General features: G+C 50.7%; 17 protein-coding genes. 1 reads left to right on the forward strand and 16 read right to left on the reverse strand.

All coding sequences use genetic code 11. The features are described from left to right. Positions 1-170 precede the first annotated feature (170 nt). The 7 genes from argH to argC all read right to left on the reverse strand — a co-directional run bounded on the left by argH (position 171) and on the right by argC (position 8,576). Positions 171-1,586 (reverse strand): argininosuccinate lyase, encoded by a 1,416-nt coding sequence (gene argH / locus PBA01S_RS11365; RefSeq protein WP_028538122.1) that lies wholly within the window; start codon positions 1,584-1,586, stop codon positions 171-173. Between the two features lie 260 nt (positions 1,587-1,846). Next, positions 1,847-3,085: an argininosuccinate synthase gene (locus tag PBA01S_RS11370; protein WP_028538123.1), complete on the reverse strand. Its 1,239-nt coding sequence runs from the start codon at positions 3,083-3,085 to the stop codon at positions 1,847-1,849. Positions 3,086-3,111: 26 nt separating this feature from the next. Beyond that, complete coding sequence (gene argF, locus PBA01S_RS11375) at positions 3,112-4,074, reverse strand: ornithine carbamoyltransferase (RefSeq protein WP_028538124.1); 963 nt, start codon at positions 4,072-4,074, stop codon at positions 3,112-3,114. A gap of 3 nt (positions 4,075-4,077) precedes the next feature. Continuing rightward, a complete protein-coding gene (argD, locus tag PBA01S_RS11380) occupies positions 4,078-5,340 on the reverse strand; it encodes an acetylornithine transaminase (protein WP_028538125.1) in 1,263 nt (420 codons plus the stop codon). Positions 5,341-5,397: 57 nt separating this feature from the next. Then, positions 5,398-6,183 (reverse strand): acetylglutamate kinase, encoded by a 786-nt coding sequence (argB, locus tag PBA01S_RS11385; RefSeq protein WP_028538126.1) that lies wholly within the window; start codon positions 6,181-6,183, stop codon positions 5,398-5,400. Between the two features lie 64 nt (positions 6,184-6,247). Further along, entirely contained in the window at positions 6,248-7,483 is a 1,236-nt protein-coding gene (argJ, locus tag PBA01S_RS11390; protein WP_028538127.1) for a bifunctional glutamate N-acetyltransferase/amino-acid acetyltransferase ArgJ, read from the reverse strand. A 40-nt stretch (positions 7,484-7,523) separates the two neighbouring features. Continuing rightward, positions 7,524-8,576 carry an N-acetyl-gamma-glutamyl-phosphate reductase gene (gene argC / locus PBA01S_RS11395; protein WP_084628821.1) on the reverse strand — a complete coding sequence of 351 codons (1,053 nt, stop codon included), beginning with the start codon at positions 8,574-8,576 and terminating at the stop codon, positions 7,524-7,526. Between the two features lie 235 nt (positions 8,577-8,811). On the opposite strand from argC, the gene PBA01S_RS11400 reads away from it, so the two are divergent. Further along, positions 8,812-9,513: a PIG-L deacetylase family protein gene (locus PBA01S_RS11400; RefSeq protein WP_028538129.1), complete on the forward strand. Its 702-nt coding sequence runs from the start codon at positions 8,812-8,814 to the stop codon at positions 9,511-9,513. A gap of 68 nt (positions 9,514-9,581) precedes the next feature. Here PBA01S_RS11400 and PBA01S_RS11405 read toward each other — a convergent pair whose 3' ends face one another. The 9 genes from PBA01S_RS11405 to PBA01S_RS11445 form a co-directional block, all read right to left on the reverse strand. Next, on the reverse strand, positions 9,582-11,918 hold the full coding sequence (locus tag PBA01S_RS11405) for a fibronectin type III domain-containing protein (protein WP_307719246.1): 2,337 nt from the start codon (positions 11,916-11,918) through the stop codon (positions 9,582-9,584). A 228-nt stretch (positions 11,919-12,146) separates the two neighbouring features. Continuing rightward, the gene (locus PBA01S_RS11410) at positions 12,147-13,031 is read right to left on the reverse strand and encodes a YitT family protein (protein ID WP_028538130.1); all 885 of its coding nucleotides are present in this window, start codon (positions 13,029-13,031) and stop codon (positions 12,147-12,149) included. Between the two features lie 143 nt (positions 13,032-13,174). Continuing rightward, a protein-coding gene (gene prfB / locus PBA01S_RS11415; RefSeq protein WP_127576021.1) for a peptide chain release factor 2 occupies positions 13,175-14,291 on the reverse strand; the annotation gives its coding sequence in 2 pieces (ribosomal slippage) (positions 13,175-14,218 and positions 14,220-14,291; 1,116 coding nt in all). A 138-nt stretch (positions 14,292-14,429) separates the two neighbouring features. After that, entirely contained in the window at positions 14,430-16,937 is a 2,508-nt protein-coding gene (gene secA, locus PBA01S_RS11420; RefSeq protein ID WP_028538132.1) for a preprotein translocase subunit SecA, read from the reverse strand. Positions 16,938-17,161: 224 nt separating this feature from the next. Continuing rightward, a complete protein-coding gene (hpf, locus tag PBA01S_RS11425) occupies positions 17,162-17,713 on the reverse strand; it encodes a ribosome hibernation-promoting factor, HPF/YfiA family (protein WP_016314123.1) in 552 nt (183 codons plus the stop codon). A 131-nt stretch (positions 17,714-17,844) separates the two neighbouring features. After that, complete coding sequence (locus PBA01S_RS11430) at positions 17,845-18,351, reverse strand: VanZ family protein (RefSeq protein ID WP_016314124.1); 507 nt, start codon at positions 18,349-18,351, stop codon at positions 17,845-17,847. A 155-nt stretch (positions 18,352-18,506) separates the two neighbouring features. Next, positions 18,507-18,704 carry a cold-shock protein gene (locus PBA01S_RS11435; RefSeq protein ID WP_009225364.1) on the reverse strand — a complete coding sequence of 66 codons (198 nt, stop codon included), beginning with the start codon at positions 18,702-18,704 and terminating at the stop codon, positions 18,507-18,509. Positions 18,705-18,881: 177 nt separating this feature from the next. Next, positions 18,882-20,228, reverse strand: a complete 1,347-nt coding sequence (locus tag PBA01S_RS11440) for a UDP-glucose dehydrogenase family protein (RefSeq protein WP_028538133.1) — start codon at positions 20,226-20,228, stop codon at positions 18,882-18,884. 69 nt (positions 20,229-20,297) lie between these two features. Then, entirely contained in the window at positions 20,298-22,181 is a 1,884-nt protein-coding gene (locus PBA01S_RS11445; RefSeq protein ID WP_051416851.1) for a glycosyltransferase, read from the reverse strand. Between the last annotated feature and the right edge of the window lie 60 nt (positions 22,182-22,241).

Consider the following 22,241-nt stretch of genomic DNA (forward strand, 5'->3'; position numbering starts at 1 on the left):
AAACGACGAATTCTTTATAGTTTTCTGAAATTTTTATGTAATTTCCATAAAATTCAAAATGTACAGAAGGCGCCCTCTCGAGGGCGTCGAAGCAAGGTAAATAAAAAAAACAGCCGTTCGTCTATCGACGAAGGCTGTCTCCGAGCTCTGCCTGCGAATTGGCTAATCGCTTATTTACTTTTTTCCAGATACTCTTGCGTCCATTGGCGGCCCGCTTCCAGCTTGCTCTCTGCACGTTCAATGGCGGCCGTCACTTGAGCGGTCGCTGTCCCGCCGTATACGTTACGGGCATTCACGACCGTCTCCGGCTGGAGCACGTCATAAATGGTATCGTCAAACAATGGCGAAAACTGCTTGAACTCGTCTAATGTCAGATCCAGCAGGTATTTGCCGTTTTGAATGCAGTAAAGGACGGTTTTGCCGATGACCTCATGCGCCTGACGGAACGGCAGACCTTTGTTTGCCAGGAAGTCGGCAATGTCGGTGGCGTTGGAGAAGTCCTGGTTGACCGCCTCGCGCATCCGCTCCTTGTTCACTTTCATCGTGGCGATCATCGGTGCGAATAGCTGCAGCGCTCCTTGCAGCGTGGCAACAGTGTCGAACATGCCTTCCTTGTCCTCCTGCATGTCCTTGTTGTATGCCAGCGGCAGCGACTTCAGTACGGTTAACAGGCCCATCAGGTTGCCGTAGACTCGGCCGGTTTTGCCGCGGACCAGTTCCGGAACGTCCGGATTTTTCTTCTGCGGCATAATGCTGCTGCCTGTACAGAACGCATCATCCAGCTCGATGAAGCGGAATTCGGTGCTGCTCCACAGCACGAGCTCCTCGCTGAGACGCGAGAGATGCATCATCAGAATGGAGGCGTTGGCAAGGAACTCGACGATAAAGTCGCGGTCGCTCACGGCATCCAGACTATTTTCATATACCCCGTCAAAATGCAGCTGCTCGGCTACAAAATGACGGTCGATCGGGAACGTCGTGCCAGCCAGCGCCCCTGCACCCAGCGGCAGCACATTTATCCGCTTATAGCTGTCCTGCAGACGCTCGATGTCGCGTTGGAACATGGACACGTATGCCAGCAAATGATGGGCAAACAGGATCGGCTGCGCCCGCTGCAGATGGGTATAGCCCGGCACAATCGTGTCGAGGTTCGCCTTGGCTTGTCCCAGCAGCGCCTCCTGCAGTTCCTGCAGCAGGCCCACGAACTCGACCACTCGCTTGCGCAGGTAAAGGTGCATGTCCGTCGCTACCTGGTCGTTGCGGCTGCGCCCAGTGTGCAGCTTCCCGCCAACCGGCCCCACCTCGTCGATCAACTGCTTCTCTATGTTCATATGGATGTCTTCGTCCGATACGGAATATTCCATCTCGCCGCGGCGGATCTTCAGCAGAACCTGATGCAGGCCTTCCTTGATCTTCTCGACATCCTCTTCCGGCAAGATCCCGCATTTGCCCAGCATGGTAACATGCGCGAGACTTCCTTGCACATCCTCCTCCGCCAACGCTTTATCAAACCCGATGGAGGCGGTATACTCCTCAACTAAACGGTTGGTCTGCTTCGTAAAGCGGCCACCCCACAGCTTGCTCACCTGACCCACTCCTTAACTCGAAACTTGATTGCTATTTCCAATCAATTCAGAACAGAAACAGAAGGAAATGTATTCGAAATTTCGACTACATTTCCTCGCGAACCATCGAAATTGTAGATTCTATTCGAAAAATCATACACATTCCCGCCTCATCCCCGCAAAAAGCTCAATTATATACGAAATTTCATACACATTGGGGTCTAATCGCTAAAAATCGGCGAATTGTATTCGATTTTTCGAATAGATTTTGGGTACACCCTTTACTTGCCGCTGTTTTGCGCCACACCCGCGCCAACTTTCAGACGCAGCGCGTTCAGATGGATGAAGCCGGTGGCGTCGCCTTGGTCGTACGCTTGCGTAGGATCGGCCTCCATCGTAGCGATATCCGGGTTGTACAAGCTGACTGGACTCTTCACGCCGGCGGCGATGATGTTGCCTTTGTACAGCTTCACGCGCACCGTACCTGTTACATTCTTCTGGCTCTCCGTCACCAGCGCTTGCAGCGCCAAGCGTTCCGGCGCAAACCAGAAGCCGTTGTAGACGAGCGTGCTGTAACGGGTGATCAGGCTGTCGCGCAGGTTCATGACCTCGCGGTCCATCGTCAGCGATTCCATTTTGCGATGAGCCGTGAACAGAATCGTTCCGCCCGGCGTCTCATATACCCCGCGGCTCTTCATGCCGACAAACCGGTTCTCCACCATGTCGACGCGGCCGATGCCATGTTTGCCGCCCAGCTCATTCAGCTTCTCCATGACCCCAAGCGGGCTCAACCGTTCGCCATTGAGGGCCACGCAGTTCCCTTGCTCGAACTCCAGCTCCAGATACTCCGGTTGATTCGGGGCATCCTCCGGCGACACGCTGAGCAGGTACATGTCTTTGTTTTCCGGGGCGGATGCGTCAAACCACGGATCTTCCAACACGCCGCTTTCATAGCTGATATGCAGCAGGTTGCGGTCCATCGAGTAAGGCTTCGCTGCCGAGGCTGTTACTGGAATGCCATTCGCTTCTGCATAGGCGATCATTTCAGCGCGTCCCGGGAAGCGATCGCGGAACTCGCTCAACCGCCAAGGGGCGATCACGCGAATTTCCGGAGCCAACGCCGCGGCCGCCAGCTCGAAGCGCACTTGGTCGTTGCCTTTGCCGGTAGCGCCGTGGGCGATCGCCGTTGCGCCTTCCGCGCGGGCGATTTCCACCATGCGCTTGGCGATCAGCGGACGGGCGATGCTGGTACCCAGCAGGTATTGCCCTTCATACAAAGCGCCCGCCTGGAACATCGGATAGATGAAGTCTTTGGCGAACTCGTCGCGCAGATCGTCGATGTATACTTTCGAAGCGCCTGTAGCCAAAGCCTTCGCTTCCAGCCCGTCCAATTCTTCCTTCTGGCCGATATCAGCCGTAAACGCGATAATTTCGGCATCGTATGTTTCTTTTAACCACTTGAGAATGACCGACGTATCCAGGCCCCCGGAGTATGCCAGTACGATTTTTTCCTTTGCCATGATTCCTAGTCCTCCCGAAGAAAAATTTATCCTATCAATGCGGCCATCAGCGCTTTCTGCGCATGCAACCGGTTCTCTGCCTGATCAAAAATAATCGAATGCGGTCCGTCGATCACGCCTTCGCTGACTTCCTCGCCCCGGTGAGCCGGCAGGCAATGCATAAAGACGTAATCCGGCTTCGCATACCGCGCCAGCTGCTCGTCGACCTGGTAATTGCGGAAGGCCTCTTCGCGGATCTTCTGCTCTTCTTCAAAGCCCATGCTTGCCCACACGTCGGTGTAAATGGCGTCCGCTTCTTGTACCGCTGCCTTCGGATCGCGCACCACTTCAATAACCGCGCCCGTCGCTTTGGCGATTTCTTGCGCATCCGCAACGATTTGCGGGTCCGGTTCATACCCTTCCGGGCTGGCCACGGACACGTGAACGCCCAGCTTCGCCCCGCCGATCATCAGCGAGTGCGCCATGTTGTTGCCATCGCCCACGTAGGCCAGTTTAAGGCCTTGCAGCTTGCCCTTATGCTCGTAAAGCGTCTGATAGTCGGCCAGCACCTGGCACGGATGAGCCAAGTCGCTCAGTCCGTTAATGACCGGCACGGTAGCATAGCGGGCCAGATCGACCACCTTATCATGACCGAAGGTCCGGATCATGATCCCGTCCAGGTAGCGCGACATGACTCCCGCCGTATCAGCGATTGTTTCGCCGCGTCCGAGTTGGATATCATTTTTGCTGAGAAAAAGCGCATGGCCCCCCAACTGATACGTCCCCACTTCAAAGGACACCCGCGTCCGCGTTGACGATTTTTCAAAAATCAATCCGACGGTTTTCCCCCGCAGCGGCTGGTACACCTCGCCGTTCTTCTGCTTGCGCTTGAGCTCAATCGCCAAATCGATCAAATAGTGGATCTCGTCAGTCGAATAATCCGTCAGCTCGATAAAATCGCGGCCGTTCAAATTCATACTGCTGCGTTTGGATGGTTCCAGCAAAGTCATTGATTAGTTCCCCTCCTTGGAAGTATAAGCGGCGATGACGTCTGCCAAAATCGCTACGGCCTGATCAATCTCTTCCTTCGACACCTTGAGGTTCGGCAGTAAACGAATGACCTCCGGGCCAGCGGTGACGAACAGCAGTCCATGTTGTTGTCCCAGCAGTACGATGTCGCCTACCGGTCCGGCGCATTGGATTCCGATCAGCAAGCCTTTGCCGCGCACTTCTTGGACAAACGGCTCATCTTTAAACGTCTCCTTCAGGAGCCCCGTCAAATATTCACCCATCTCTGCCACATGCTCCGGAATGCGCTCCTCCTGCATCGTCTCCAGTGTGGCAATGATCGCTGTCGTCACGATCGGATTGCCGCCAAATGTAGACGCATGGCTGCCCGGAGGGAACGCTTCGCGCAAATACGCTTTCGCCAGCATCGCCCCGGCGGGCAAGCCGCTGGCAATCCCTTTGGCCGATGTAAAAATATCTGGCTCGATGCCGTAATGCTGATGCGCAAACCATTTGCCCGTACGTCCCATGCCGGTTTGGACCTCGTCGATGATGAGCAGCAGCCCCTCTTCCTTGCACAGCTCGGACAGCTCTTGCACGAACACCGGATCCACCGGGTGCACGCCGCCTTCGGCTTGCACCATTTCCAGCATCACTGCCGCCGTTTGTAGGCCAATCGCTGCTTTCAGGGCAGGCAGGTCATGCAAAGGTACAGACTTGAAGCCTTCTGGAAGCGGCAGGAAGCCGTCCTTCACCTTCTGTTGACCGGTCGCGGTCAGCGTAGCCAACGTCCGCCCATGGAAGGATTGATTGAACGTAATAATCTCGAAGCGGTTGGTTCCCTTCACCTTTTGATGGTAGCGCCGCGCCAGCTTGATCGCCGCTTCATTCGCCTCGGCGCCGCTGTTGCAGAAGAAAACGACGTCCGCGCAGCTAATCTCGGTCAGCTTCCGCGCTGCAGCTTCCTGCTGCGGAATATGGAACAGGTTGCTCACATGCCAAAGCTCATCCAGCTGAGCCTTCACCTTGGCCGCCACCTTCTCCGGGGCATGCCCCAGGTTGGCGACCGCAAGACCGCTCATGAAATCAAGGTAGCGGTTGCCTTTGTCGTCCCACAGCCAGCTGCCTTTCCCTTTAACCAAATGAATCGGGTACCGGGCATAACTTGGGAACAACGCGCTGGGGCTGCTCCCTTCCGCCGCAGCTGCTACGGCGTTTGCTCCGGTGCCCGGAGCCGTTGTTGCTTCTTTCAGATCACTTTGCGCCATCGTTTTTTCCACTCCCATCTACTTAATTACTAATATAACCTTCCGACAGCCGCTTCGCTACGCCATCCGCACGATTCGGGTACCGATGCGTCCCCCGGCCAGCACTTTGCCAAGCACACCCGGCTCGTTGCCGCCTACAATCACTGCTTCCTTGACACTGCCGCTGATGCAAGCCACGGCGGCGCGCACCTTCGGGATCATTCCGCCGTAAATTTCCCCGGTGGAGATCATATCCTCGATTTGCTGTACGGTAATGGAATCGAGCACTTTTCTTTCGGTACCCGTCATTTTCAAAATCCCAGGCACATCGGTAACAACAATCATGCGCGAAACCCCAAGTGCCGATGCAACCGCTCCTGCAGCCGTGTCCGCGTTGATGTTATAACGTTGCGCTCCGTCTGCACCAATACCTACGGGAGCAATGACTGGAATGTAACCGAGGTCCAGTACGCCGCGGATCAAATCCGCGTTAACACCCGTCACATCCCCAACGAATCCGACTTCCTTGCTGTTCGCAACCGGCTTCGCCTGCAGCAAACTGCCGTCCACACCGGATAAGCCCAGCGCTTTCCCGCCGTTCTGAGCGATGCGGCGCACGATCAACTTATTAATACTGCCGGCCAGCACCATTTCTACGACGTCCAGGACTTCATTCGTCGTGTAACGCAGCCCGTCCACGAACTTGCTCTCAATTCCGAGCTTGCCAAGGTTTTCCGAAATGGCTGGCCCGCCGCCGTGTACGATCACCGGGTTGGCCCCTTCTTTTTGCAACTTCACCAAGTCAGCAAAAAAAGAATTCGGCAGCTCCGCGAGCGTGCTGCCGCCACATTTCATCACAAACATTAGTCTGCCTGCTCCTTTCCGGAGTTCATCTCATCTGATAAATGATTTAGGATATGAATTCAAATTAAGTGCGATAAGCCGCGTTAATCCGGACGTAGTCATAGGTCAAATCGCAGCCCCAGGCGGTGGCTTCGCCTTGGCCGTTATGCAGGTCAACGGAGATGTTGATCGTGTCGCCTTTCAGGTAAGCAAGCGCCACATCCTCATCGAAAGGAACCGGACGTGAGCCCTCCAACACGACGATGTCGCCAAGCTTGATGTCCACCGTCTCCGGATTGACCGGCTCTCCTGCACGGCCGACCGCAGCAATGATGCGGCCCCAGTTGGCATCGGCCCCAAACACCGCCGACTTCACAAGGCTCGAGCCGACGATTGTCTTTGCGATCGCCTGAGCCGAGTTATCGCTTACGGCGCCTTGGACCGTCACCTCAACGAGACGGGTTGCGCCTTCCCCGTCGCGGGCAATCGCCTTGGCCAACGTCTCGCACACGTGGCGGAACGCCGCAGCGAAGGCGTCCCAATCGGCGTGTCCGGGGGACAGCTCCCGATTGCCGGCCAACCCGCTCGCCATCGCTAACAGCATGTCGTTCGTGCTCGTGTCGCCGTCGACGGTGATCATGTTAAACGTCACGTCGGTCGTTTGCCCGAGCAGGCTTTGCAGCGCCTGTGGTTCAATAGCGGCGTCCGTCGTGACGAACGCCAGCATCGTGGCCATGTTCGGGTGAATCATGCCCGAACCCTTGGCAGCCCCCGCGATCGTTACCTCGCGGCCGTCCACGTCCAGCTTCACGCACACCTCTTTCTTCACGAGGTCCGTGGTCAAAATCGCCTGGCAGAACTGCTCGGCCCCCTCGCCGTTCGCTGCCAGCGCCGCCGGCAATCCTTCGATGCCGGCATGGACGCGGTCCATCGGCAACAATTCGCCGATGACGCCGGTGGAGGCTACGGCGACTTCGTGTTCGCCGAGCCCAAACGCCTTCGCCGCCGCTGCGCGCATCGCGTAGGCGTCAGCTTCGCCTTGCGCGCCGGTGCACGCGTTGGCGTTGCCGCTGTTGACGACGACGGCCCGCAGGCGCTGCCCGCTGGACGCGACGCTCTCACGCGTCACTTTCAGCGGCGCCGCCTGGAATACGTTCGTCGTATAAACTGCCGCGGCGACCGCCGGCACTTCGCAGAGGATCGCGCCGAGGTCGTTGCGGGTTGTCTTCTTCAGACCGCAATGCAGACCGCCGGCCTGAAAGCCTTTTGGCGTGGTGATGCTCCCCTCCGGCGCTTCACGAAATAAACTAACCACTCCCATGACTGACTCCTTTCATAAGCCCAAATAAGTTCATATCTACCTACGGATAAACGGGTGTGAACTTCAAGCCGGTCGTTTCTTCCCAACCCATCATCAGGTTCAAATTCTGAATCGCTTGCCCCGCCGCGCCTTTAACCAAATTATCAATGACGGACACGATCGTCAGCCGACCTGTACGCGCATCCGCCGCAAAGCCGATGTCGCAAAAGTTCGAGCCAAATACTTCCTTGGTCGCTGGCCACTTGCCTTTATCCCGAATGCGGACGAACGGACGTCCTTCGTAATATTGACGGTACAGCTGAATCAAATCTTCCTCCGTGTAAGCCCCCTTCAATGTGGCATACATCGTGCACATAATCCCCCGCGTCATCGGGGTTAGGTGCGTTGTGAACGTTACCGTAACCGGTTCGCCGGTGATTTGCCCCAAGGTTTGTTCGATCTCAGGGATATGCTGATGTTTGTTGACCTTATATACTTTCATATTTTCATTGATTTCCGCGTAATGGTTCGTCAGGTTCATCCCGCGGCCTGCGCCGGATACCCCCGATTTCGCATCGATGATGATGCTGCCCGGATCAATCCAACCTGCACTTAACGCTGGGATTAGGCCAAGCAGCGTAGCGGTCGGATAGCAGCCCGGGTTGGAGACGAACTCCTTGCCTTTTACTTCATCGCCGTAAATCTCCGCCAAGCCGTATACCGCCTGCTCAAGCAACGCGGCTTCCGGAGCCTCATGTTTATACCAAGCCTCGTATTCCCGGCCGTCTTTAAGCCGAAAATCACCGGACAAATCAATAACCTTCAGTCCAACCTCCAGCAGCTGCGGCACTAGCTTCGTGCTGACCCCGGATGGCGTCGCAGTAAATACCACATCCACCTTCGTGGCAAGCTCCTCTGGATTCAAGCCGTCCAGCGGCTGAACGATGATCTCGGATAAATGCGGGAACCCGTTCGTTATAGGCTCTCCTGCGCTAGTAACGGAAATCACCGAAGCAATCTCGACATGCGGATGTCCCCATAAAAAACGAATCAGCTCCACGCCCCCATATCCCGTGGAACCGACAATGGCTACTTTTATTTTCTCCCCGTTCACAATGCTAACCTCGCTTCCTCTCCCATTGGATCAACCCTATGAAATCAACAATATGCATCATTCCGTTGTAAATATGTATTATTATACGGCTGAACTTATATAAATACAACAACTCTCACAAAAAATTTCCCCTCGCATGTCAGGCCCCTCTTTTGGCCGCCAAACTTTTATGTAGGGGCTGAATCAGGTATATTTAAAAGGTGCTCATGAACCGTATAGAAGGAGGAGAAGCACCATGTCGAACGAAAAAACAATCGCATTCGTATACGCTCATCCCGATGATGAAACATTTGGATGTTCTTATTTAATCCGACAAATCGCGGATGAAGGAGGCAAGGCGGTGCTGCTTACGGCTACCCGGGGAGACGCGGGCAAAACCGGCCGCTTAGGGGAGATGACCCGCGAACAGTTAGCGGCCCGCAGGGATCAGGAGCTGGCCAAAGCCGCTGAGATCCTCGGCATCTCCGTCGTTGAGCAACTGGGGCTGCCGGACGGCAAGCTGAAGGAGGCGAATCCTGTAATGCTGCGGGAGAAGATCGCCGACTTCTTGCGGCGCCATCAGGCACAGGTGGTCGTCACGTTCCCGGAAGACGGCCTGTCCGGACACCCGGATCATATCGTCATCCATCACGCCGTAAACGATGTCGTCTTTGGGGGCCAAGCGCCAACCGTGCAGAAGTTGTATTACAACCAACTGGGATCGTACACTTCCGATCATTCCAGCGTGCTGCGCGTAGCAGCCGGCAACCGTTGGGAAGCCAAACGCCAAGCCCTCGCCGCCCATGAATCGCAAATTTGGAGCGTGGAGCGGGTATTTGGCGTATTGGGGCCGCAAGTACCGCCCCGTCACCAATTCGAATCGTTTGAGCTGGTTTGGGAGCGCGGCGAACGGTTCCCGCAAAAAAATGAGCAGTCTATCTATGATGGCTTGGTTTGAGGAACTTGTTGATCCATGGAAAAAAGCACGGGCTGAAGTGTTGACTTCAACCCGTGCTTTTAACGTTATTAATATTCTTCCGGATACGGAACAGGGTATCCCCCATCCTCCTCCGGCCCACTCGTACCGACATCGTATCCATTCACTTCAAAAGTAATAATTTTATCGAAGAATACGTAGTCTTTGCGACTTTTGAACGGCCCCTTGTTATTATCATGTTTATCAAAGGCATACATCACCGTTCCTACTCCGTTCGCCCGTCCTTCATACCAATTAATGAAGTCGTATACTTCTGCCATAGATAAGTCGTATTCTTTCTCAATCCCATTGTTTAGCGTAATCCGAAGCAGCGCTCTCTCTCCGGTCTGACCAGGAGGAGTAACTACATCGGCTTTTGGTGTGGCAGATGCCTCGTTAGAATTGGCGCTTTCACCTGTCGATCCAATCGCAGAGACGACATAATAATAAGTCGTACCGTTTACAACATTGGTGTCCGTGTAAGTTGTTGTGTTCCCCGGTACTGTAGCAATCGCCGTATACGGCCCGCCAGGCACCAGGGAGCGTTTCACGATGTAACTCGTCACATTACTGCTCGGGCTTGTCCAATTCAAAACAACTTTTTTATTCCCCGCGGATGCTGTCAAATTCATCGGTGCATCTGCAGGTTCTCCGCCTTTGCCAAAGACGTTCCATTCGTAGACATCACTAACACTTGTACCCACATTTTTTAGCACAACTGTCATAACGTTTTGGACAGGGGTAGGAAGGATTTCAACCTGATCTTTATTCACGATGTTGTATTGTTGTAACAAGTTATTGCTTGCATCATAGAACTCAACAGCCAGGTTAGTGCCACTGGCGATCACGGAATTGATTTCCACCGGTGAAGAAAATGTGTACCATGCTACGCCACCAGTAACCAAGACAAATTTTGTACGTGTATTGTTGTCTGTCAATTCACGTGCGGTACGCGTTGGGTTTCCTACCGTGTTACCAGCTTGGATTAATAGCCCATCCAACAATCCACCCGTATATTTGGTTGCATTTGGTGTAATGCTTTTTTCCGCTGAATTTCCGCTTTCCCCAGCCTCATTCACTGCGCTGACTACATAATAGTAGGTCGTTCCATTCGTTACGGCTCGATCTACATATGCTGTGCCTTTCACGTTCGCCAGTAAGCTGTAAGGACCGCCTGCTGATGTCGAACGTTTTACGTTATATGAGGCAGCTCCTGTGTTATCCCATTCCAACTTTACAAACTGATCACCGCCCTGGATCCAGTTAATGGTTGTATCTAGTGGTGGTGCTGAAGGGTTTGAAAATACATTCCATTCGTATACACTGATACTGCTAATTGACCCGTTTTTTAATACAACCGTTGTCACATCTTGTACTGGGGTCGGGAGCGTTTGAATTCCGTCATTTTTGATAAGATCATATTTCTGCAGCAAGTTATTATTGGCATCGTAGAACTCAACAGCCAAAACGTTACTGCTATTCACAATCACAGAGTTGATTTCTACTGGGGAAGAAAATGTGTACCATGCAAAACTTCCGGTTGTCATGACAAATCTGGTACCCGTATTGTTGTCCGTTATTTCACGTGTTGTTCTCGTTGGTGTCCCAACTGTATTACCCGCTTCGATTAATAACCCATCTAACAATCCGCCCGTATATTTGGTTGTATTCGGTTTAGCACTTTTTTCAGACGAATCGCTGCTTTCCCCCGCCTCATTGACCGCACTAACTACATAATAATAGGTCGTTCCATTGGTGACGGCTTGATCTACATACGTTGTTCCTTTAACGTTCGCCAGTAAGGTGTAAGGGCCGCCAGCGGATGTTGAACGTTTTACATTATAAGAGGCAGCTCCTGTATGATCCCAATCCAATTTTACAATTTGATCCCCGGCCTGGATCCAATTGATGGTCGTCGCTGTTGGTGGCACGGAAGGGACCGTAAATACATTCCACTCGTACACATTGATATTGCTTGATGCACCTTTTAAAACAACAGTAGTAACATTCTGTACTGGAGTTGGAAGGGTTTGAATCCCATCATTGCTTAAAACATTATATCTTTGCAGCAAGCTATTTTGATTATCATAAAATTCAATGATTCCTGCCCCACTACTCTTCAGCACGACAGAAGAAATTTCTACTGGGGAAGAAAAGGAATGCCATGCTACATTTGATGTACTAAGTATTCCTCTTGTCGACACATCGCCATCTGTCATTTCTGCAACCGTAGTCGTCGATTGCCCAACCGAAGCTCCAATCTCTATCGAAATCCCGTCCAATAATCCACCCGTAAATTGAGATGCCGCGTGGGTGGAAGCAGGATATGTAATTGAACCAGTTATAATTCCAACAGCAAGTAAGATGATGCCAATCAATCGCTTCAAAATAATGCCTCCTATGAGAAATAATGACTATCAGGCCTGATGATTTAAAGGCTACCACTCACGATACTGTTTGTCCAAACATAAATTCCTAGATCAGGATGAAAAATCTAATATTTTCCTTATAAGTATTGTTTATGTAAAATGTCGTTATGATAAATAAAAAATCCATAAGTATGGCCAGGTAGATCAATCTACTTGCCCCACACTTATGGATTACGTCACATTTCTCTAGGCTCTTTTAAACCCTTCCCCCAACACCTCATGCGCATTGGTGATAATCACAAACGCATTGGGATCCAGCGTCTGCACTAAGGTCTTGAGTCGCGTGACTTCGCTCTGCCCGACGACGACCATCAGCACGGTCCGCGCATCGCCGGTGTACCCGCCTTGGCCGTCCAGCTTGGTCAGCCCTCGATCCAGATGAGTAAGGACCGCTTGCGCGATCTCTTCCGTTCGGTCGGCGATGATATAAGCAACCTTCGTATAGTTGAAGCCCAGCTCGATGGCATCGATAATTTTACCGGTGATGTACAAGCCGATCAGGGCATAGAGCGCTTTTTCCGGGGTCAGCAAAAATAACGCCAACACAATCACTATCCCATCCATCATCACAACACAAACGGAAAGGCTCAGGCCGCTGTATTTCTGAATGATTTGCGCTAAGGTGGATAGTCCCCCTGTCGATCCCCGGCCTCGGAACACGATGCCAAGCCCGATCCCGACCCCGATACCTCCATATAACGAAGCCAGCAACGGATCTGTCGTCGGCACTGGAATGTCCCGCGTCAAGAAGACGAAGAACGGCAGCACCACCGTGCCCAACAAAGAACGGATGGAGTAGTCCCGCCCAAGCAACACGTAGCCGGCAATGAATAGCGGGATATTCAGGGCCCATTGCGTGTAGGCGGGTTCGATCCCAAATTGCGATTGAATGATGATCGATAATCCCGAGACACCGCCTGAGGCGATATGACTGGGGACCAGAAACAAATTAAACGCCAAGGCCGTGATCAGAGAGCCTACGATAATCATCAGCGTATCTATCGTATGGCGTACCGGACCGGCGACCGGGATATAGTCTTGAAGATGGCGTTTGCGAACTTTCGGTGGCATTGCTGCCCCTCCTTACTGGCATTTCATGAAATTGGTACAACGAAAAACCCACCCGTACCAAGCGTGGCCAAGGTGGGTCATATTTAGCAGCTTTAGCAGCGGCTCGGGCGGAATGGTCACACCAAGGCGCTCCGCCCTGCCGATTAATTCTCCGTGTTCGTTTTAATCTGACTGCGCAGATAACCGTCGATAAACGCGTCCAAATCCCCGTCCATCACCGCGCCGACATTCCCTGTCTCCACGTTCGTCCGGTGATCCTTCACCATGCTGTACGGATGGAACACGTACGAGCGGATTTGGCTGCCCCAGGCGATATCGGACTGCTCGCCGCGGATCTCATCCAACTCGCGTTGTTGCTCCTCGATCTTGCGTTCGTACAGCTTGGAGCGAAGCATCGTCATCGCCCGTTCACGGTTCTTGATCTGCGAGCGCTCATTCTGGCAGGTTACCACGATCCCAGTCGGGATGTGGGTAATCCGCACGGCCGAGTCGGTCGTGTTGATGTGCTGACCGCCGGCGCCGCTGGCGCGGTACGTATCGATTTTCAGATCCTCGTTACGGATTTCAATCTCCACGTCATCGCTGATCTCCGGCACGACGTCACAGGAGACGAAGGACGTATGCCGGCGTCCAGAAGCGTCAAACGGCGAGATCCGCACCAGCCGGTGCACGCCCTTCTCCGCCTTCAGGTAGCCGTAGGCATTGTAGCCCTTGATCAACAGTGTAACGCTCTTGATCCCAGCTTCGTCGCCCGGCAGGTAATCCAGCGTCTCGACCTTGAAGCCGCGTTTCTCCGCCCAGCGGGTATACATCCGCAGCAGCATTTGGCCCCAGTCCTGGGACTCGGTGCCGCCGGCGCCGGGATGCAGCTCGAGAATCGCGTTCATTTTGTCGTATGGCTGGTTCAACAGCAGCTGGAGCTCGAATTCCTCCAGCTTCTTGACGAGCTTCTCTACGGAGTCCGCTACCTCCGCAGCCAGCGATTCATCGCCTTCTTCCTCGGCGAGCTCCGCCATCATTTCCAGCTCATCGTATTCGTTTTGCAGCGCCGTATATTGGTCGACTGAGGATTTGACCGCATTCATCTCGGCGATAAGCCCCTGAGCTTTCTCATTGTCGTCCCAGAAATCCGGTGCCGCCATTTTCTCCTCATAGTTGGCGATCATCTCTTGCTTCAGATCTAAGTCAAAGAGACCCCCTAAGGTTAGTTAATTTCTTTGCGATTTCGCGCATGTCTTGTTTCACGTTCGCGTCGATCATACGTTGAATCACCTTTCTTTTATCGTATTCGGCTCTGTCTTCATCATGGGCCCAACGGGCAAAAACGGGCGTACCCGGGGATTCCCAGGTCACCCGCTAATGCTTGGTGCGAACCGTAACGGTCCGCGTATCCGTGGTTTATGCGTTTTGGCCGTGGCAGTGTTTATACTTCTTGCCGCTTCCGCATGGGCACAAGTCGTTGCGGCCGATCGTCTCGCCGCGTTTGACCGGGCGTTTCTCAGCCGGTTCGCCGCTTGTAGTGATTTTGTTCTCATCCACAACCGCTTGACGCTCCTGGTTCGTTTCGATCTGCGCCTTCATGATGTATGTCGCGACTTCTTCCTGAATGTTGGCGATCATCGCGTTGAACATCTCGTAGCCTTCAAATTGATACTCGCGCAGCGGGTCAGTACCGCCGTATGCACGAAGATGAATACCTTGACGCAGCTGATCCATCGCGTCGATGTGGTCCATCCATTTGCTGTCGACCGCGCGGAGAGCGATAACCTTCTCGAACTCCCGTACCATTTCCGGACCAATTGCTTCTTCGCGAGCGTTGTACTTCGTCAGGACGCGTTCAAAAATATACTCGACCATCTCATTTGGCTCTTTGCCCCACAGATCGTCTTTCGTAATCGCGCCTTCGTCCAGCAGCTTGCTGTTGACGTAATCGGCAACTTCTTGCAGTTCCCAGTTCTCCGGTATCTCGTCAGCGGTATGGGCTTCAACCACCCGTTCGATGACCGGCTTAATCATATCGAGAACGATTTGCTTAATGTTCTCCGATTCCAGCAGCTCCCGGCGTTGTTTATAGATAATTTCGCGCTGTTGGTTCATGACATCGTCATATTGCAGGACGACTTTGCGCACGTCGAAGTTGTTGCCTTCTACGCGTTTTTGCGCTGACTCAATCGCGCGGGTAATCATCTTGCTCTCGATCGGTTGGTCTTCCTCGAAGCCAAGGCGTTCCATCATGTTCAGCACGTTATCCGCACCAAACCGCTTCATCAGCTCGTCGCCCAGCGACAGGTAGAACTGCGTGGAGCCGGGGTCGCCTTGACGACCGGCACGACCGCGCAACTGGTTATCGATCCGGCGCGATTCGTGGCGTTCGGTACCTATGATATGCAGGCCACCCAATTCGGCCACGCCTTCACCCAGCAAGATGTCGGTACCGCGACCCGCCATGTTGGTAGCGATCGTCACGGAACCCGGTTCCCCTGCGTGGGAAATAATTTCCGCTTCCTCCGCATGGTATTTCGCGTTCAGCACCTTGTGCGGGATTCCTTTGCGCTTCAGCATCTCGGATACGCGTTCGGAGTTCTCGATCGAGACCGTACCAACGAGCACCGGTTGTTTTTTCTTATGACGCTCCACGATTTCTTCGACAACGGCTTTAAACTTGCCGTCAACGCTCTTATAAACAACGTCCGGCAAGTCAATCCGACGGTTCGGCCGGTTGGTCGGCACCTGGAGCACTTCAAGGCCGTAAATTTTCTTGAATTCTTCTTCCTCGGTCTTCGCCGTACCGGTCATCCCGGCCAGCTTGCGGTACATCCGGAAGTAGTTCTGGAACGTAATCGTCGCCAGCGTCATGCTTTCGTTCTGTACCTCGATGCCTTCTTTGGCTTCGATTGCCTGGTGCAGCCCGTCGCTGTAGCGGCGGCCCTGCATGATCCGACCGGTAAATTCATCGACGATCAGCACCTCGTCATCGGTCACGACGTAATCGACGTCGCGGCGCATGATGACGTTCGCTTTGAGCGCCTGCACCACGTGGTGGTTCAGCGTAACATGTTTATGATCGTACAAGTTATCAATGCCAAAAACGCGTTCCGCTTTAGCAACCCCTTTTTCGGTCAGCGAAACAGCCTTTACTTTAATATCTACCGTATAATCTTCCTCCGGCGTCAGCGTCTTCACGAAACGATCGGCTGCATAATACAGCTCGGTGGATTTCTGAGCTTGGCCGGAAATAATCAGCGGCGTCCGCGCTTCATCGATCAAGATGGAGTCCACTTCGTCAATAATGCAATAATACAGCGGCCGCTGAACCATCTGTTCTTTGTAGAGCACCATGTTGTCGCGCAGGTAGTCAAATCCAAACTCGTTGTTCGTGCCGTACGTGATGTCGCAAGCGTAAGCTTCTTGTTTCTGCTCATGCTCCATGCCGTTGAGGTTCACCCCAACCGTCATGCCGAGGAAGTTGTAAATCTGCCCCATCTGCTGGCTATCGCGTTGTGCCAAATAGTCGTTGACGGTAACGACATGCACACCTTTCCCCAGGAGCGCATTCAAATAAACCGGCAGGGTTCCGACCAGCGTCTTCCCTTCACCGGTTTTCATCTCCGCAATCTTGCCTTCGTGAAGCGCCATACCGCCGATCAGCTGCACATCAAAATGACGCATCCCGAGCGTGCGTTTCGAAGCTTCCCGTACTGTGGCAAAAGCCTCCGGCAACAAATCATCCAGCGTCTCGCCTTTCTCGATCCGTTCCCGGAATTCAGCGGTTTTCCCTTTCAATTGCTCGTCCGAAAGCGCCTCAAATTGCGGTTCTAATGAATTAATATAATCTACCGTCTTCATCAGACGTTTGACATCACGTTCATTCGTGTCGCCAAATATCTTTTTTACTAATCCCAGCATGATTTACCCCTTTCACGCATAAACAGATGATTTGCCTAAATTGTAACAGTTTGTAAGGCACGCCGCAACACGCCCCGTCACGTCTGCATTGCGGTAAAGCGCCTTTGTATACGAATAAAGAGCCCTATCCGCGGGCGGATAAGGCTCGTTTCCTTTGCGTAAGTATCACAGGAATTACCACCTAGTTTGAAGCAAGTTGCCATGATTGCACGGAGTGCAAGGGGTTAATCCTGTTCAATCAAACCGTATTTGCCGTCATTGCGCTTGTAGACGACGTTCACTTCTTTAGTGTCGATGTTCGAGAAAACGAAGAAGTTGTGTCCTACCATATTCATTTGCAAAATCGCTTCCTCTACGTCCATCGGCTTCAAGGTAAAGCGTTTCGTACGAACCACTTCCAGCTCTTCCTCGCCTTCATCCAGCGCAACGGAGCCTGCGGTCGTGCCCTCTACAAAGAGGCTGTTCTTCACGCCTTTCTGGCGCAGTTTACGGTTGATTTTCGTTTTGTGCTTGCGGATTTGACGTTCAAGCTTGTCCACAACCGCATCAATGGATGCGTACATGTCATCGCTGCGATCTTCCGCACGGAGCACAACGCCGGTCAAAGGAATCGTTACCTCGACCGCGTGCAAGCCTCGTACCACACTTAACGTGACAGTACCGTCTGAGGTAGGGGGTGCATCAAAGTACTTGTCTAGCCGGCTGAGCTTCTTGTCTACGTAGTCACGCAAGGCCTCAGTCACTTCAATCTGCTGTCCTCGAATACTAAAATTCATAGGGCACTCCTCCTTTGCTTTGCACCTTTATTATACCATGACGTTAAGGCAAAGTAAAAAGTGTTAAAGGTCTGTAAACCACCGCGATATCCGTAAAAAAAGACGGGCAGATCGGCAAATCCCCCGCGCTTTCAAGCCCGGCGATCCTTCCGGTTTCCCCACCAGGATTTCAACAAAATCGTGAACGCCGCCCCACACGCGGCCCCGATCGTATCCAGCAGCACGTCCTGCACCATCGCCGTCCGCCCCGGCGTAAAGCTCTGATGCAGCTCATCCGTACAGGCATAGAGGAATGCGATCAAAATCGCAAAGAGCAGACATCGCCGATTGGATCGTCCCCGACCGCCTAAAGCGTAAACCAGGAACGCTGCCAGTAAAGCATAACTGCCGAAATGCGCCGCTTTGCGAATAAAAAACTCGATGAAGCTCGCCCCGCCCACACTGTCCACACTGATTTCATAGTCACCATAGCTGAACCGGATCCCGCCGAATCGATTCTCAATCCACTGGTCCGAGGTGCTCTTCTCAATTTCCGGCACCAGCGACTGCTCCTCATAAGACTGCGAAGAAAACCCAAAAAGAATCGCCATCATCGCGATCGCCGGCAGCCAGCGCAGCCAAGGTCGAAGGTTGTGCAAAGGAGGTCACCTCATTCGATTACGAACTCATTCACTTTAGAAAATTATAGCATAATAAAAATAAGAAAACCCCGGGTTCCCCCGGGGAGTTGCTAGCGAATCTTTAATTGTTAACCATCGTACCGTTCATATGTAGGTCGGCTGTGCCGGGATGATTACAGTTTGATTACGTTAGCGGCTTGTGGACCACGTGCGCCTTCAACGATTTCGAACTCGACGGATTGGCCTTCTTCCAGCGTTTTGAAGCCTTCAGCTTGGATCGCGGAGAAGTGTACGAATACGTCGCCGCCTTCTTCAGTTTCGATGAAACCGTAGCCTTTTTCTGCGTTGAACCATTTTACTTTACCTTGCATGCACTAACATTCCCTTCATTATCAAATAAGAGTGTGATCCTTGTAACCAAGCCCCACATGTCTGACTATACCACCCAAGCTTATCCAGTGTCAATTACCAAGGAAAAGGTTTTATTGTAAGGAATTTGTAAATATTTGTCGGATTTTAGTCATTTCAATATAGAGATAGAAATCTCACTAATCCTTATTAACCGTGAAACAAGTTTTGGCATCATCCAACAGAATACTTGCTCTACCAATTGAATGATACTCAATTTGATACTTTTGAATATCTGTTTTGCTAAAACAGTTCCGACCATCGAAAATAATCGGTGTCTTCATTTTTTCTACAAATTTCCCCAATTCATATTCACAAATTTCAGGCCATTCGGTCAAAATCATAGCACAATCGACATCCTGTATCGCCTCTTCGATTGAATCCACGTAAGATACCCCTAGTGGAAGGACCTTTTTTGCTTTTTCGGTGGCGATTGGATCGTATGCTATCACTTTTGCCCCCGTCGAAAGTAGTTCATTGACTACCGTAATGGATGCTGCTTCCCTCATATCATCAGTGTTGGGTTTGAATGCAAGTCCCAATATAGCAACGGTCAGCCCCTCAAGAGAACCAAACCGTTTCTTTGCTTTTTCTGTCAGAATGCTTTGTTGTTTTTTATTTACTTCAATAACCGACTTTAATAATTCAAACTGATAATTAGCATTTCCGGCTATTTGCATCAAAGCTTTGGTGTCCTTAGGAAAACACGAACCTCCATAACCAATGCCAGCATTCAAAAAGTGCTTCCCTATCCGTTTATCCATCCCCATCCCTAAAGCCACTTCAGTAACATCTGCGTCTAATTTTTCGCATAAATTCGATATTTCATTAATAAAACTTATCTTGGTTGCAAGAAAGGCGTTGGAAGCATATTTAATCATTTCAGCACTTCGAATTGACGTTCTAAAAACAGGCACCTGGAAAGGTCGGTTTATTTCTTCGACAATATCTGCAGCAAGTTTGCTATCGGAGCCTATAATAATACGATCTCCATGGAATGTATCATGGATAGCGGATCCCTCTCTAAGAAATTCCGGATTTGACACAATATCGACAGTAATGTTATCAGAGAACTTGTTATACTCGATGATAGCCTTTATTCGATCATTTGTTCCAATGGGCACAGTGCTTTTTGTTACAATAACGACATCGTTTTTAATATACTTTGCAATGGCAAGTGAGGCATTTTCAACAGCACTTAAATCAGCAGTACCGTCATCATTGGACGGGGTACCGACAGCGATATAAATAACTTGCGCTTCATCTATTCCTTCTTGAAATTCACTAGTAAAACTAAGGCGATTTTCTGCTATATTTTTTTGGATCATCTCTTGAAGTCCAGGTTCATAAATCGGGGAAATTCCACTTTTTAGCATTCGAACCTTTGCCAAATCGACATCAATGCAGGTAACCTTATGCCCAACTTCGGCTAAACAAACACCTGTTACTAAACCTACATACCCTGTTCCTATGACCGCAATATTCATTATGATCACTCCAAGTCTGTAGAAACATATATTTATTACTATCGGTCATCCTTAATAGCTTCTAGAGAGTTAAACATCTTTTTGAGTAATCATATCAAGCAAAGAGTAAATACTCGAGACTAAATCATGGTCCCCCCAGTTATTTTGAACAGCTGCACCTGCTAATTTATGGATATTCTGAATCGCCTCACCACTAAAGCAAGGGTAACCAAAACTTGCTGCATTAGCTTGAACAATCATCAGATCTTGCTTAGCCTCTCCTAGCAGCCCTCTTGCAGCATAAACGAATGCTCTCTCAAGAAGTGCCTCAAGCATCAGGGTGATATTATCGGCTTCAAAAACCTCTCTATACATTTCATTGATCGGAATCGTCTGGTATAACTTTCTAAAGATAATTTGTTCATACTTTGCTGTTGCCGAATCCAATTTTGAATACTCCACAGGATCATTGGCTGAACCTCTGCTAGCGGCGTGCATCCGATACAACACAGTCGGAACTGGCAAGTAGTCAATTTTATATAAATTAGCCAATCTTAACCAAAAGTCATAATCTTGAGCTCTAGTTAGCTGAGTATCCCAACCGATTAATTGATCAAGACAACTTCTTCTAAACAAAACTGTTGGCCCGTGTACAAAACACCCACGCATTAATAATTTAAAATCTAAGTCAACTCTTACTGGAGATAAGTCATGTATACTTACAACCTGTCCGTTTGTATCGTTAAAGTTAATAGAGCGCGTATGAACCATTCCCAGTTCGGGGGAAACCTGGAATCTTTTTAATTGGAGCTCCAATTTTAATGGTAGTGCGATATCATCATCGTCAAATACCCAAATGAATTCCCCATTAACATGTTTAATAGCTTCATTTAAGGCAGATGCTTTGCCCCCGTTTTCCTTATAAATGTATTTTATTCTATCCATATAAGGGGTGAGCAATTCTTTAACAGGAATTTCTGAACCGTCATCAACCAATATAACTTCAAGATTCTTATGCGTCTGGGCAAAGACAGATTCTATCGACTCAAATAAATAATCGGGTCTATTATAGGTTGTAATAATGACGGAAACCAACTTATCGCTTGATGGCAAACTATACAACGGCGGCAAGAATAATGAGCAAATATCTATATGATCTTCAACCCCAGGCAAGTTATCACTGACCGGTTTCGTTAAAACTCCTAAGATCCATTCACTTGGAACATCATCAATCCACTCTAATGAACAGTCTACCGCGTATTCAACAAGACCGTTTAATAGTTGTTTACTAAATATATTGAGATGGTCGGGATCCGGAATGGAGTACCTATTGGGAACGCTTATAATCACTTTGCCTCCCGGTTTACATACTCTATAGGCCTCTTTAATAATTCGTTTTGGATCGTTAACATGCTCCAATACTTCCGCAACAACTACCGTATCGAAATATTGATCAGGTAGATTTAGTTGATAACCATTGCCCACTTGAAATCTGCAAGTGTCAATCCCGAGTTTTGCCACTTTATACCTTGCAAGATCAACAGCAACAGGGTCAATGTCAATTCCATAAAGCGTTGCTCCGTGTGCTGCAATGAAAACCGACAAGTCACCATTTGCACAACCTATTTCTAACACATTACCGGTACATAACGGCGCAGTAACAGCCATTCTCTTTAATTCTTGCTGGTTACGGACTCTTCGATAGTTATCCCACTTCTTAGAGAGGTTAATATCATTAATGTTCAGTAAAACTCTATAGATTTGATTTCCGATAACTTCCTCAATATACTGACCGGACTTCGAAAGATACCATTCTGCAAGTTCTTCGTTACCAACGATCATGGACAATAGAGCTAAGCATGCTTCCGCTTCTTTGCTTTCAGAGCCTGCGGTTAATTCAGAGAAGCAATGCTCATAAGCTTCACTAAGGTTGTTCTCTTCAATTAAACGTATGACGTTTTCTGATAAGGACATTTATCAAACGCTCCTGTCTGTGTTTTCAAAAAAAGTACGGATACAAAAACCAATTCTTTA

The organism is Paenibacillus barengoltzii NBRC 101215, from assembly GCF_004000745.1.
Classification (GTDB): domain Bacteria; phylum Bacillota; class Bacilli; order Paenibacillales; family Paenibacillaceae; genus Fontibacillus; species Fontibacillus barengoltzii.